Annotated in this window: 11 protein-coding genes; 7 read left to right on the forward strand and 4 right to left on the reverse strand. The window is 70.6% G+C overall.

Annotated features, from left to right (window positions below):
* Window positions 1-61: 61 nt before the first annotated feature.
* The 4 genes from EHO50_RS37170 to EHO50_RS37185 all read left to right on the forward strand — a co-directional run bounded on the left by EHO50_RS37170 (window position 62) and on the right by EHO50_RS37185 (window position 4602).
* Window positions 62-1663 carry a purine-cytosine permease family protein gene (locus EHO50_RS37170; protein WP_128435738.1) on the forward strand — a complete coding sequence of 534 codons (1602 nt, stop codon included), beginning with the start codon at window positions 62-64 and terminating at the stop codon, window positions 1661-1663.
* Window positions 1660-2358: an alpha/beta fold hydrolase gene (locus EHO50_RS37175; RefSeq protein WP_128435739.1), complete on the forward strand. Its 699-nt coding sequence runs from the start codon at window positions 1660-1662 to the stop codon at window positions 2356-2358. The genes EHO50_RS37170 and EHO50_RS37175 overlap by 4 nt, the downstream gene beginning before the upstream one ends.
* A 73-nt stretch (window positions 2359-2431) precedes the next feature.
* Window positions 2432-3601: a lactate 2-monooxygenase gene (locus EHO50_RS37180; protein ID WP_128435741.1), complete on the forward strand. Its 1170-nt coding sequence runs from the start codon at window positions 2432-2434 to the stop codon at window positions 3599-3601.
* Window positions 3598-4602: a 2-hydroxyacid dehydrogenase gene (locus tag EHO50_RS37185; RefSeq protein WP_128435743.1), complete on the forward strand. Its 1005-nt coding sequence runs from the start codon at window positions 3598-3600 to the stop codon at window positions 4600-4602. Before EHO50_RS37180 ends, EHO50_RS37185 begins: the two co-directional genes overlap by 4 nt.
* Window positions 4603-4854: 252 nt before the next feature.
* On the opposite strand, the gene EHO50_RS37190 is transcribed toward EHO50_RS37185, so the two are convergent.
* From EHO50_RS37190 to EHO50_RS37200, 3 genes are all read right to left on the reverse strand, one after another.
* Window positions 4855-6471: an RICIN domain-containing protein gene (locus EHO50_RS37190; protein WP_128435746.1), complete on the reverse strand. Its 1617-nt coding sequence runs from the start codon at window positions 6469-6471 to the stop codon at window positions 4855-4857.
* 523 nt (window positions 6472-6994) lie between these two features.
* Window positions 6995-7372, reverse strand: coding sequence for a toxin Doc (locus EHO50_RS37195; RefSeq protein WP_128435748.1), 378 nt, complete (start codon window positions 7370-7372; stop codon window positions 6995-6997).
* A gap of 3 nt (window positions 7373-7375) precedes the next feature.
* Entirely contained in the window at window positions 7376-7621 is a 246-nt protein-coding gene (locus tag EHO50_RS37200) for a hypothetical protein (protein WP_128435751.1), read from the reverse strand.
* Between the two features lie 208 nt (window positions 7622-7829).
* On the opposite strand from EHO50_RS37200, the gene sigJ reads away from it, so the two are divergent.
* From sigJ to EHO50_RS37215, 3 genes are all read left to right on the forward strand, one after another.
* Window positions 7830-8762 (forward strand): RNA polymerase sigma factor SigJ, encoded by a 933-nt coding sequence (gene sigJ, locus EHO50_RS37205; RefSeq protein ID WP_128435754.1) that lies wholly within the window; start codon window positions 7830-7832, stop codon window positions 8760-8762.
* Window positions 8759-10252, forward strand: coding sequence for a cytochrome bc1 complex cytochrome b subunit (qcrB, locus tag EHO50_RS37210; protein WP_128435758.1), 1494 nt, complete (start codon window positions 8759-8761; stop codon window positions 10250-10252). The genes sigJ and qcrB overlap by 4 nt, the downstream gene beginning before the upstream one ends.
* A 148-nt stretch (window positions 10253-10400) precedes the next feature.
* Window positions 10401-11186: an acyl carrier protein gene (locus EHO50_RS37215; RefSeq protein ID WP_128435761.1), complete on the forward strand. Its 786-nt coding sequence runs from the start codon at window positions 10401-10403 to the stop codon at window positions 11184-11186.
* Between the two features lie 55 nt (window positions 11187-11241).
* Here the strand turns inward: EHO50_RS37215 and EHO50_RS37220 are convergent, their stop codons facing one another.
* Window positions 11242-13485, reverse strand: a complete 2244-nt coding sequence (locus EHO50_RS37220) for a glycoside hydrolase family 9 protein (protein WP_128435763.1) — start codon at window positions 13483-13485, stop codon at window positions 11242-11244.
* Between the last annotated feature and the right edge of the window lie 100 nt (window positions 13486-13585).

The following is a 13585-nucleotide window of genomic DNA, read 5'->3' on the forward strand; positions in this document are numbered from 1 at the left end:
CCGGCCGTCGCCCCCGCCGCGCCACAACGCGCTCCACCGCCCCGCCCACGCTGGAGCCTCCTTGTCCTCTCAGCCCTCGCACTCCGAACCCCCCTCCCCTGCCCCCTCCTTGACCGAGGTAGAGGCCCACGGCGTCGACCGCATCCCCGACGCCGAGCGCACCGCGACCCCGCTCGATCTGTTCCGCCTCGCCTTCGGCGGTGCCAACACCTTCTCCACCTGCGTGCTCGGCGCCTTCCCGATCCTGTTCGGCCTCTCCTTCTGGCAGGGCCTCGCGGCCACGCTGCTCGGGGTCGTCGCGGGTGCGCTGATCCTCTGCCCCATGGCGGTGTTCGGACCGGTCAACGGCACCAACAACGCCGTCTCGTCCTCGGCGCACCTCGGCGTACACGGCCGCGTCGTCGGCTCCTTCCTGTCCCTGCTGACGGCGGTCGCGTTCTTCTCGATCTCGGTGTGGAGCTCCGGCGACGCCCTGGTCGGCGGCGCGCACCGGCTCTTCGGCCTGACGCGCGGCACGCCGTCCTACGTCGTGGCGTACGCCCTGTTCGCGGCGTTGGTCCTCGCGGTCTGTGTATACGGCTTCCGCTTCATGCTGTTCGTCAACAAGGTGGCCGTGCCCTCGGCGAGCGTGCTGTTCCTGCTCGGTGCGATCGCGTTCGCCGGCGACTTCGACCCGTCGTACGCGGGCGTCTTCACGGACTCCGCCGACGCGGCCACCCAGTCGCTGTTCTGGCCGTCGTTCATCGGCGCGGCCCTGATCGTGCTGTCCAACCCCGTCTCCTTCGGGGCGTTCCTCGGCGACTGGTCGCGCTACATCCCGGCGAGCACCCCGCGCCGCAGGGTGATCGGCGCCGCGTTCGTCTCGCAGATCGCCACGCTGCTGCCGTTCGTCTTCGGCCTGGCGACCGCGAGCATCATCGCCACGGAGGTTCCCGAGTACGTCGATCCGGCGGCGCCCGACTTCGTGGGCGGGCTGCTGGCGATCTCGCCCGGCTGGTACTTCCTGCCGGTGTGCCTGCTGGCGCTGATCGGCGGCATGGCGACGGGCACGACCGCGTTGTACGGGACCGGGCTCGACTTCTCCTCGGTGTTCCCACGGCTGTCTCGGGTGCAAGCGACGCTGCTGGTCGGCGCGTTGTCGATCGCGTTCATCTTCGTCGGGCGGTTCGGGCTCGACCTGGTGCAGTCGATCTCGACCTTCGCCACCATGATCATCACCTGTACGACGCCGTGGATGGTCGTGATGATGCTCGGCTACTGGACCCGGCGCGGCTGGTACGACCCCGACGCCCTGCAGGTGTTCAACCGCCGTCAGCGCGGCGGCCGTTACTGGTTCGCGCACGGCTGGAACTGGCGCGGCATGACCGCATGGTGGGTGGCGGCGCTGATCGGCGTGCTGTTCACCAACATCCCGGGCCAGTTCGTCGGGCCGCTGGGCGATCTCGCGGACGGCGTCGACATCAGCCTGCCGTTGTCGCTGGTCGTGGCGGCGGTCCTGTTCCTGGCGCTGCTGCGGCTGTTCCCCGAGCCTCGGGCGGTGTACGGGCCGGAGGGTGCGCGGCTGGTCCGTACGGTCGACGTTCCCGTGCCGCCGATCACGGGTCCGGGTGCTTCGGGCGACGACGAGGCGTTGTCAGACCCGTCGGCTAGGTTGCGGGCATGACCAACTTCGTACTGGTGGCAGGTGCAAGGCTCGGAGCGTGGGCGTGGGACGAGGTGGCGGCATCGCTGCGTGCCTCCGGGCGGGCCGTTCATCCTCTGACCTTGTCCGGCCTCGCCGAGAAGCAGGGCGTGCCGGCGCCCGGGCAGCAGAGTCACGTCGATGACATCGTCGCCGAGGTGGAGCGCCTCGATCTGCGGGACGTCGTCCTGGTCGGGCACAGCTACTCGGGCATACCGGTCGGGCAGGCCGCCGTCCGGATCGGTGACCGGCTGCGGCATGTGGTGCTGGTGGACGCCAGTGTCGCCGTCGACGGGGAGTCGTTCCTGTCGGGCTGGCCGAGTGACCCCGTGCGGGCGGAGATCGAGGCGAACGGCGGTCTCTGGCCGTCTGCCCCGGCGGCCCACTACGCGGACCAAGGACTGACGGACGAGCAGATCGCCCGCCTCGTCGACGGCCAGACGCCGCACCCGGGAGCCACCCTGACCGAGCCGGCGGTCATGGCCCGCCCATTGAGCGAGTTCCCCGGCACCTACATCAAGTGCCTCCTCGACGGCGACGAACCGTGGGGTGCCGCAGCCGAGCTCCTCAAGAGCGACCGCTGGGAGTTGGTGAACATGGACACCGGCCACTGGCCGATGTTCTCCCAGCCGCACGAACTGGCCCGCATCCTGCACGAGTCGGTGACCGCCCCCTGATCCACTCCCCCGCCTACCGGTCGGTATGGTCTGCCTACAGCGCGTTCTCAGTGACGAGAGGCGGGGCGTACGCATGGGCAAGCACTGGGCGGACTTCCAGTACGAGATCTATCTGAACGGGATGACGGGTGCCGTGCCCCGGCTGCCCACCGATCTGACCCGGCTGGAGGAGCTGACCGAGCAGCGCCTCGGTCCCGGCCCGGTCGGCTATGTGGCGGGCAGCGCGGGCAACGGCAGCACGGCACGCGCCAACCGGACGGCCCTCGATCGACGTCGGATCGTGCCGCGCATGCTGCGGGACGTGCACGAACGGGAGCTGTCCGTCGAGGTGTTGGGCCGCGCCCTGCCCGCTCCGCTGGCGCTGGCGCCGGTCGGGGTGCTGTCGATCATGCACCCGGACGCCGAGTGCGCGGCCGCCCGGGCCGCAGCCGCGCAGGGCGTGCCGTTCATCCTGTCGTCGGCGTCCAGCACGCCGATGGAGCAGGTCGCGCAGGCGATGGGGGATGCCGAGCGCTGGTTCCAGCTGTACTGGCCGAAGGACCCGGAGGTGGCCCGGAGTTTCCTGAGCCGGGCGAAGGCGGCCGGATTCACCGCGCTCGTCGTCACCCTGGACACGCCGATGCTGGCCTGGCGGCCCCGCGATCTCGACCAGGCGTATCTGCCGTTCCTGCACGGCGTGGGCACCGCCAACTACTTCTCCGACCCGGCCTTCCAGGCGGGCTTGGCCAAACCGGTGCTGGAGGACCCGAACGCGGCGGTGATGCACTTCGTCGGCATGTTCTCGGACCCCGCGAAAACCTGGCCCGACCTGGCGTTCCTGCGGGAGAACTGGGACGGCCCGATCGTCCTGAAGGGCATCCTCCACCCGGACGACGCCCGTGCGGCCGCCGACGCCGGGATGGACGGGGTCGTCGTCTCCAACCACGGCGGCCGCCAAGTGGCCGGCTCCATCGGCGCGGCGGACGCCCTGCCCCGGGTCGTGGAGGCGGTCGGCGACCGGCTGACCGTGTTGTTCGACAGCGGCATCCGCACCGGCGACGACATCTTCAAGGCCCTCGCGCTCGGCGCACGGGCGGTGCTCGTCGGACGGCCGTACGCGTACGGGCTCGGCCTCGACGGACAGGCGGGCGTCGAGCACGTCATCCGCTGCCTGCTCGCCGAACTCGACCTCACCCTCGCCCTGTCCGGGCACGCCACCCCCGCCACGATCGGCCCGGCCGACCTCATCGAGGAATCCGCATGACCGCCACCAGCGCCAACAAGGCCACCGAGGCCTCCAAGAACGTCCTCGCAGTCATCTCACCCCATGTGGGCGGTCGTGACATCGGCGCCGGCCTCGCCACGCTCTTCCCCGAGGGGGCTAACGTCACCGTCGTCGAGGCGGCCGACGAGGACCCGGCCGCCCTGCGCGCCGCGCACGTCGTCATCACCGGGCTCGCCCCGGTGACCGCCGAACACCTCGCGGCCGCACCGGAGTTGGAGCTGGTGCAGTGCGCGAGCCACGGCTTCGACTACGTCGATGTGGACGCGGCTCGCGAGCGCGGAGTGCGCGTGTGCAACATCGGCTCCAGCGGTGCCGAGGCGCAGAACGTGGCCGAGCAGACCTTCGCCCTCATGCTCGCGCTGGCCAAGCAGATCGTCCCCGCCCACACCGCCCTCGTCGAGGCCGACTGGGCACTCCCCCGGCTGCAGCACTCGCTGACCGAACTGTCCGGCAAGACGCTCGGCATCGTCGGCCTCGGCCAGATCGGACGGCAGGTCGCCCGCCGCGCGGCCGCCTTCGACATGAACGTCGTCTACGCCGGACGACGCCGACTGCCGCCCGAGACGGAGACCGAGTTCGGTGGTGCCCGCCACGTCCCGCTCGACGAACTGCTGCGCACCTCCGACTACGTCTCCCTGCACGCCCCGCTCACCGACGAGACCCGGAACCTGCTGAACGCCGAGCGGCTGGCACTCCTCAAACCGTCGGCATTCGTGATCAACACAGCGCGGGGCGCCCTGATCGACCAGGACGCCCTCGCGGACGCACTGGAGAAGGGCGCCCTGGCCGGCGCGGGCATCGACGTCTTCGACCCCGAACCGCCCACCCCGGCACTGCGCCTGCTCCGCGCCCCGAACGTGGTGCTCTCCCCGCACGCGGGTGGCGTCACCCGCGAGACCCTCGTCCGCATCGCCCTGGCCGCCGTCCAGAACGTGACCGCGTTCCTGTCGGGCGGGGCACCGCAGGATGTCGTGAACTAGGGCGGGGCCCCCGGCCGGTGGGCGGGACGGCGGGTCTCTCGGGCGCCGCGGCCCGGATCGGCCCAGCTCGGCGGCGCCGGGCCCCTTCGGATCGGCCCGACGCCACAACCTGCGCGGCTTGACCGCTCGACGGCCCGACGGCCGGACCGAGGCGAGGCCCGCAGTTCGAGCTCGTCCCGCCCGTCACCCCGGCGGAATCCGGTGGGCGCCGCCTGCCGGGTCGCCACCCCGCCTATCCGGTCGCCGGCACGCCTACGCCTCCTCCTCCGCCAACCGCACCGCCCGAGCCCCCGGCGTCTCGGTCTCCGCGCTCGACAGCGAGCCCGGGTTCGCCGACGCCACGGGGTCGGTCAGCCAGCGCTGTTCGTCGGAGCCGTCGCGGACCTTGACGACGATGTCGGCGCCCGCGTCCGCCGTGGTGAACGTGAGGGCGAGCTGCTCGTCCCAGCGGGGCAGCAACTCGCCCTGCACGGTGAGGTCGTAACGCACGTCGTCGGCCCGCTTCGAGTCGTCGTCGGCGCACTTGCCGAGGATCACCACGCCGGCGTCCACGTGCGAGTCCAGACACAGGTCGGGGCCCGCCACGCTGCGCAGCAGGCCGTCCTTCTCGTACGACCACTGCTGGGTGTCGTCCGAGGAGCACTCGGCCAGCTCGGTGCCGGCCTTGGCCTTCGGCTCGCCGCGGATGTCGAGGCACAGGTCGGCGTCTGCGTTGCGCAGCCTGGTCTGGCGCGGTGCGTTGGGGAGCTGGGCCGTGCCGGGCGGTGCGGAGGAGACCGCGGGAGGCATCGGGGATCCGGTGCCGCCGCCGGTGGCGGAGGCGGCCGGGTCGACCCCGTCGTCGTCCGACAGCAGGCCGGCCGCGAGCATGATCGCGATCAGCCCGGCCGAGGCCACTCCCACTCCGGTGAGCAGCGTCCGCGAGGAGCGCGGTCCGCCAGGAGCCCTGCGGACCTGTGCGGGGATCCGCGGCAGGAGGCGACGTCGTCCGGCGCCGTGCCGGGCGGAGCCGCGGGTGCGGGGCCCGTCGCCCTGGGTACGGCCGGGTCTGGTGTCCAGATAGCGGCGTGCGCCCCAGCCGAGCACCGCCTCGGCGATGAGCACCCCCAACCCGCCCTCGAAATGGCTCAGTTGTTCGGCGGCGTTGCGGCAGTAGCGGCACTGAGTCAGATGCTGCTGGACATCGGGCAGCAGGGCTCCGCCCCGGCGAATCGGGACGTCGAGGAGGCGGTTGTAGAACCGGCAATCCTTCGTCGGCGCGAGTTCCCGATGGGCATGTACACAACCTTCGCGGAATTTATCACGCGCCTGTTCGAGCGCGGCCGTGGCGGTAACGGTGTCCATGCCCAGCAGACCGGCGGGGACGCTTAACGGCTCGGCCTCGACCTCGGTGTGCCAGAGCAGGCATCGGGCAAGTCCCGGAAGCGCCTGGAATGACCGATCGGCGAGCTTCCGATTTTCGGGCGTCATGGACTTCGCGGTACGCATACCGCGACCACCCGCGGGTTTCCCCAGTTCCGGCAGAACACCTGATATTCGGTCCTGTGTCGACCACTGCCGGACCGTGTCCCGGACGGCCACGAGCAGCCGGGGACGCAGCGCGGCGGCCGGTTCGCCCAGCGCCAGGCGGTCGAGGACCTGGTGGAAGGCGGCGGCGGTGACCATGTCGGCGATGCTCTGCGGGGAGGCGAGACAGATCGCGGCGTATTCGTGGACCGGTTGCCAGTGCCGCGCCATGAGCAGCGCGACGGAGGGAGCGGCCTCGCCGTCCGGACGGCCCCGCAGCCGGGCGGCAAGACCTTCGTCGGATTCCTCGGGAACCCCGCCGGGCGGGGGGTAAGGAGGGCGAGGGGGGTGGGGGGTGGGCACTGAACGGATTCCTTCCCACGCGCATGGCTCAGAAGTTCCGGTCGCCGAAAAGGAGAGCGGCTTGGTGTGTACCTCTTCGACGTGAGCGCGGGGAGCGCGAATTCACCAACGCCCATCCGCTCCGGTTCCCCACGGAACGAATGAGCCCCGGCCTTTTCCCACCCCCCACGGGTAGTTCACCCTTGCACAGCACACCAATGGCCAACAAGGCACTTGGGCAACATCCGCACCTTTGAAAGAAAGTCAGATACCGCGGCAACTCTCCACAGCTGCGCGAGCTTTCAACATTCCGTGCGCCCCGTGTGAACCCCGCGCACGCGCCGGAGCGCCCCGCACGCTCCCCGGCGCACGCGCCCGCGTAGTCCACTGGAGCCGGCCCTCTCGGAAGGCCCGCGCGTGGGACGGCGGCTCTCCTGCGCGCCACGGGCCGCCGACCCCGTTCCTCCCGCCCTCGGTCGGCGGCCCCCGGGGCGGGAGGAACGGGGACCGCCACGGCAGAGCCCGGACCACCGGGCGGCCGGCCTCAGATCTGCCAGGAGCGCAGCCGGTCGGCCGCGCCGTACACATCGACCTTGCCGGAGATCAGATCACGGGCGAGGTCGACGAGGGCGCCGTAGGGCGGGTCGATGCCGACGCCGCTGACGAACATGTAGGCCACCGCGGACGCGCAGGCGAAGCGGGCGTTGGCCGAGGGCAGCGGCTTGAGCAGGGCGAGGGTATGCAGCAGCGCGGCGGCCCGCCAGGCCGGGTCGGAGTCGACACCCAGGCGGGGCGGATCCACGCGATGGCGTGCGACGGCGGCGACCAACGCGGAGAAGTCGTTGATCGTGGGCTGGTCCGGCAGGACCTCTTCGTGTCGCTGGAGCAGCCAGGGCACGTCGATATGGATGACGGGGGCCATCGGTCAGGCGGCCTGTCCCGCGCCCTTGGCGGACGGTTCGTCGTCGGGGAAGGCGGCCGCGAACTCGTCGGCGTGCGACGCGAAGAACCGGCGGAACGCCTCGGCGCCCTCCTGCAGCGCCCGGTGCCGCGCTATGTCGGCCGCGGCCGCCTCCCGCACGAGCGCCTTCATCGACGTACCGCGTTCCTTGGCGATCTGCCGCAGGTCCTCTAGCTCGCGGTCGCTGAACTCCACGTTGAGAGCTGGCATGCCCTTCACGGTACCGCTCGGGTACTTACCCGTAAATATCTGCAGGTCAAGTGTGATGTATGCCGGTACCAGGGAATGCGGAACGGCAGCTCGGACGCGAGGCGGCGCCCGACGCCATCGAGACGTGGGTCACATTCAACCGTGGGATGTCACATTCCGGCCCCCGCCGGGCCTCGCAGTAGTGAGCGCGCACCGGGAGGCCCACTGCATGTCCGACATCCCCATGACCGTCACCGACGACGCGACCGGCGTCTTCATCGAGCACCGTGAGCTGATGTTCGGCGTCGTCTACAACATGCTCGGCAGTGTCGCCGACACCGAGGACGTACTGCAGGAGACATGGCTGTCGTGGACGGCGCGCGGCGGAGGCTCGCCGCTCGACGGGATCGCCAATCCGCGGGCGTATCTCGTGCGGATCGCCGTGAACCACGCGCTGGCGCGGCGGGCCGCGATCAGCCGCCGCCGCGAGACGTACGTCGGCCCGTGGCTGCCCGAGCCGCTGGTCGCGGACAGCGAGTACGGCGGCGCCGACGACCCCGCCCTGCGCAGTGAGTCCGTGTCGCTGGCGATGCTGGTCGTCCTGGAGTCGCTGTCGCCGCTGGAGCGAGCGGTGTTCGTGCTGCACGAGGTGTTCGGGTACGCCCACACGGAGATCGCGGAGATCATCGACCGCAGCCCGGCGGCCGTACGGCAGCTGGCGCATCGGGCCCGGGAGCATGTGCAGGCGCGGCGGCCGCTGTACGAGGCGCATCCGCGGGTGCGGCGGGAGGCGACCGAGCGGTTCGTGCGAGCCGCGGTGGGCGGGGACATCGCCGCGCTGATGGAGATCCTCGCGCCGGACGTGACGGTGTGGACCGACGCCGGCGGCAAGCGCAAGCGGGCGGGGCTGCGTCCCGTGCACGGCCGGGACAAGGCCGTCCGGCTCCTCGGCTCGTTCGCGCGCAGGGGCGGCGCGGGCGGAGGCCACCTGGACCTGCGTCACCGGCGCGTCAACGGCGACGACGCGGCGGTGCTGTTCGAGGGCGAGGAGCCGTACGCCGTCCTGGTCCTCGATCTGACGCCGGACGGCGAGCAGGTGTCCGGTGTCTACGTCGTGAGCAACCCGGACAAGCTCACGCACGTACGCCGGGAGGAGGCGTGAGCGCCCGGGAGCTGCCCGAGCCCGGCAGGGGTGAGCGGGTCGCGGACTGGTTCGACGGACGGCTCGGCATCCACTCCCTGGGCCGGAAGTACCTGCGCAAGGTCTTCCCGGACCACTGGTCCTTCCTGCTCGGGGAGATCTGCCTGTACAGCTTCGTCGTGCTGATCCTGACGGGCGTGTACCTCACCCTCTTCTTCCATCCTTCGATGAACGAGGTGACGTACCACGGCAGTTACCTCCCCCTCAACGGCGTCCGCATGTCCGAGGCGTACGCCTCCACGCTCGACATCAGCTTCGACGTGCGGGGCGGGCTGCTGATGCGGCAGCTGCACCACTGGGCGGCACTGGTCTTCGTCGCCGGGATGCTGACGCACATGATGCGGCACTTCTTCACGGGGTCGTTCCGCAAGCCGCGGGAGATCAACTGGCTGTTCGGCTGGTCCCTGCTGCTCCTCGGCCTCTTCGAGGGCCTGTTCGGCTACTCGCTGCCCGACGATCTGCTGTCGGGGACGGGCCTGCGGTTCGTGAACGGCGCGCTGCTGTCCGTCCCGATCGTCGGGACGTATCTGTCGATGTTCCTGTTCGGCGGGGAGTTCCCGGGTCATGACGTCGTGGCCCGCTTCTACTCCCTGCACATCCTGGTGATCCCCGGCATCATGGCGGCGCTGGTCGTGGCGCACGTCCTGCTGGTCGTGTACCACAAGCACACCCAGTTCGCGGGCCCCGGACGCACCGAGCGCAATGTCGTCGGCGCCCCGTTCATGCCGGTGTACCTGGCGAAGGCGGGCGGCTCCTTCTTCCTGGTCTTCGGCGCGCTCACGGTCATGGCGGCGGTGGCGACGATCAACCCGGTCTGGACGTACGGCCCTTACCGCGCGGACCAGGTCTCCACGGGCGCCCAGCCCGACTGGTACCTGGGTTTCGCCGAGGGACTGGTCCGCATCATGCCGGGCTGGGAGATCACGCTGTGGGGTCACACCCTCGTGCTCGGCGTGCTGATCCCGGTCGTGGTGTTTCCGCTCCTGCTGGTGTTCATCGGTGTGTATCCCTTCCTGGAGTCCTGGCTCACGGGCGACAAGCGCGAGCACCACCTCCTCGACCGCCCCCGCAACCGCCCCGTGCGCACCGGGATCGGCGCGGCCTGGATCAGCCTCTACCTCATCCTCCTCGCGGGCGGCGGCAACGACATCGTGGCGACCCGGCTCCATCTGTCGATCAACGCGGTGACCTGGGCCATCCGCATCGCGGCGCTGCTCGTCCCGGTGGCCGTGTTCGTCGTCACCCGCCGCATCTGCCTGGGCCTGCAACTCCGCGACAGGGAGCTGGTGTTGCACGGCCGGGAGACGGGCGTGATCAAGCGGCTTCCGCACGGCGAGTACGTCGAGGTGCACCAGCCGCTGGACCAGGCAGCGCTGCACACGCTGACCGCCCACCAACGGCCGGGCCAACTCGTGGAGCACGAGCCGCAGAGGAACCAGAGGAACCAGTAGATGACCTGCCGCCGAACCCCAGGTGCACGGGCCGTGCATTCCTGACGTGCCCTACAACCCCCGGTGAGGCCCCACGTGTCACACCCATGCCGGCACACCACCACTCGATCCCGGCACGACAACGGGCCTCACCACCAACGGAGTTCACGTGCGTATGCGCTTACCGGGCGCTCGACCGACCGCGGTCGCCGTCCTCACCCTGCTCACCAGCGCGGTGGTCGCACCGTCCGCCCACTCGGCGGACCACGACTACACGGTGACCCTCACCAGCAGCACCGCGACCACCGACTTCGACCACCGCACGGTCGACCTGACCGGGACCCTGACCCGGCCGGACGGGACACCCGCCGCGGACACCCCGGTCCAGCTCGAACAGTCCGTCCTCTTCAAGACCTGGAACCCGTGGGGCGACCCCATCGACCCGACCGAATGGGAGACCCGCAGCCTGGGCACCGTCCGCACGGACGCCAACGGACGGTTCACCCTCGAGGACGTCCCGGCGGACCGCTGGGACAGCCGGCCGAGCCCCTATCTCTCCCCCCGCCACGAGGTGCACTTCCGTGCCATGTACGACACCGATCCCACCGACGGCCAGATGGCGTTCGCGGACACCGCCGTGCGCGTCGAGCCCGTCGCGAGCTCCCTCACCTACCAGGTCAGCAAGCTCATCGTGCGCCCCGGTGACGCCCTCACCGTGAAGGGCAAGGTCACCTGGCCCGCGGGGCACGGGCCGGTCGCCGGGACCCGGGTGTTCCTGCGCCAGTACTTCGAGAGCGAGTACAACGCGCAGACCACCACGGATGCCGCCGGGAACTTCACCATCCGGACCAAGATCCGCGAGGACGACCGCGAGTTCGTCGTCTTCTCGGCGCCCAAGGACTACTACCTGACAGGCGTGAGCAAGGACCTCCCCGTCATGAACATCGCCCCGTGAGCCCCCGTAAGCCCGCCGCCGCACCTCCGCGGCGGCGGGCTCGCGCGGTCGCGGTCTAACCCTGGCCGGCCACGAAGGAGGCCATCCGGGCCAGGGCGGAGTTCCAGTTGATCGTGTGCTCGTTCGTCGACCAGGACTGGATGTCGTCGATGTAGCAGAACTGGCCGACGCAGCCCTGGAGTTTGCTCTGTGCGTAGGGGTCCTGGATGCTCGAGTTCGGCCCGCCGGCGAGCGTGCCGACCGGCGGGTTCGGCTGCTTCGGGTCGAGTTGGTGGGCGTACCAACGGGCGTGCTGGTTGCGGGAGTTGACCTCCCCATAGCCGGTCACGTACGAGATGTTCAGCGCGTTGCGGCCGAGCAGGTAGTCCATGCTCTGCAGCGCACCGTCACGGTACTTCGAGGCGCCCGTGATGTCGTACGCGGTGGCGATCACGACGGCGTTGTGCAGGATCTGGTGGTTGGAGCCCCAGTCGTAGAGGTTGCCGGTCGGTGCGTAAGGCATGCCGTACGCCTGTGACTTCAGGGTGGCCAGATAGCCGTCCGCGCCCTTGATCACGGACTGGCGCACCTTGTCCCGGCCCGGCAGCCGGCTCGGCACGGTCGCCAGGTCCAGCCGGGCCGCTGCCGCCGTCCTGGCCCAGTCGTAGCCGAGGGCACCGAAGATGTCGGCGGTGTGGACGGGCGAGTTCAGCACGTGGTCCGCGAATTCCCGCTCCCCCGTGGTGAGATACAGCTCGGCCGCCGCCCAGTAGAACTCGTCGGTGACGTTGTTGTCGGCGTAGGTGCCACCGCCGATGCCGTCGCTCTCGGAGGCGTACCGGTCGGGGTGCGCGAGCGCGGCAGTCCACGCCTTGCGGGCGGCGGCCAGCGTCTTCGCCGCGAACTCCTTGTCGTACGGCTCGTACAGGCGCGCCGCCTGCGCGGCCGTCGCGGCCAGGTTCAGGGTCGCCGCGGTGGACGGCGGGTGCAGTTCGCGCTTCTGCGGGTCGTCGCTCGGCAGCAGCGGCAGGCCCGTCCACTGCTCGTCGTGGATCTTGTGGTGCGCCATGCCGGCCAGCGGCTGCCCTGCGGGCACCTGCATCTTCAGCAGGAACTCCAGCTCCCAGCGGACCTCGTCGAGGATGTCCGGCACCTTGTTGCCGCTCTCCGGGATGGCGAGCGTGCCGTCGCCCAGCTTCTCCGACTCCCCGGTGCGGGCGAGCCGTTCGCGTTCGTAGGTGCTCAGCAGCTCCCACACGGAGATGCCGCCGTTGACGACGTACTTGCCGTGATCGCCGGCGTCGTACCAGCCGCCGGTGACGTCGAGGGTGTAGTCGCACACGCCCGGCTGGCAGGGCACGTTGCCATCACCCCGGTTGGGTGCGACGTCGACGTGTCCGGCGGGACGGGCGTAGCCCGGGCGCAGGTCGTCGCGGATCGCGATGCCGCTGCGCTGCGTGTAGTAGTACTTCAGGGCGTCCAGGCGCAGCCGCTCGTAGGCGGCCGTCCCGATGTCGAACGGGCGGCTCGCCTGCCCGTCGGCGACCAGCGTGAAGTCCTTGCCCTGCTTGCGGTAGGCACCGAAGTCGATCGAGTGGACGTTCTGCGCGGAGGAGGCGTCGGTTCCGCGCGGCACGGTCCAGCCGTGGGCGACCACGGCCCCGGACCCGTTCTTCAGCTGCCAGGGAAGCTTCTCACCGGCGCCGGTGACCAGCGTGGCGTTCTTCGGCCCGGCGGGCAGATAGGCGACCTGGTTCACGCGTACCCGCGGCCCGGTGTCGGGCTCGTAGACCTCGGGCGGGACGCCGCCCAGCAGCGAGGCGTCGTCCATGCAGAAGCGCCACGCGTCCGCGCTGCCGCCGAGCTGGAAGGCGACCTGACCCTGCGGGGTGTCGACGGGTGAGGTGAAGGTGTACGCGTACGAGTTCCCGGAGACGCTCAGCTGAGGCTTCACCTCGAAGTAGGTGTCGTACGGCGCCGCCGACAGCCCGACGATCGCCCGCACGGTGTGCCCCTCGGGCGAGCCGTTGGCGGTGAAGGAGAACCGGTACGACTCACCCTTCACCAGGGCGATGTCGTTCTGGCCGACGCCCGCGTCCCAGGGGTTGGTGGTGCCGCCGGGGACGTTCGCGCAGAGCTGTCCGTCGGACAGGCCGGCGGTGACGTTGCTGGTCGTCCACCACGGGGCGGTGGTGGTGTCGAAGGTGCCGTTCTTCAGCTGCTCGACCTCCTCGGCGCCAGCCGGTGTGGCCGGGAGCGCGGTGAGGCCTGCGGCCAGCAGGGCCGTCAGAGTCAGCAGGGTGGTTCTGCGTCGTTTCACGTCTGGGCTCCTCGGGTGAGGGGCGGGCTACGCTCGGGTGGGAGCGCTCCCAGAAGCGGACGCAGGCCATGCTTGTTGGCGACATGACACTACGTCAACG

This window comes from Streptomyces cyaneus (genome assembly GCF_004028635.1).
In the GTDB taxonomy this organism is placed as follows: Bacteria; Actinomycetota; Actinomycetes; order Streptomycetales; family Streptomycetaceae; genus Streptomyces; species Streptomyces cyaneus.

Bases quoted from the DNA above. Each gene is read 5' to 3' on its own strand.
- EHO50_RS37200 (WP_128435751.1), bottom strand. From the start codon at position 7,621: ATGCCAGCTCTCAACGTGGAGTTCAGCGACCGCGAGCTAGAGGACCTG.
- EHO50_RS37180 (WP_128435741.1), top strand. From the start codon at position 2,432: ATGGGCAAGCACTGGGCGGACTTCCAGTACGAGATCTATCTGAACGGG.
- EHO50_RS37195 (WP_128435748.1), bottom strand. From the start codon at position 7,372: ATGGCCCCCGTCATCCATATCGACGTGCCCTGGCTGCTCCAGCGACAC.
- EHO50_RS37175 (WP_128435739.1), top strand. From the start codon at position 1,660: ATGACCAACTTCGTACTGGTGGCAGGTGCAAGGCTCGGAGCGTGGGCG.
- EHO50_RS37185 (WP_128435743.1), top strand. From the start codon at position 3,598: ATGACCGCCACCAGCGCCAACAAGGCCACCGAGGCCTCCAAGAACGTC.
- sigJ (WP_128435754.1), top strand. From the start codon at position 7,830: ATGTCCGACATCCCCATGACCGTCACCGACGACGCGACCGGCGTCTTC.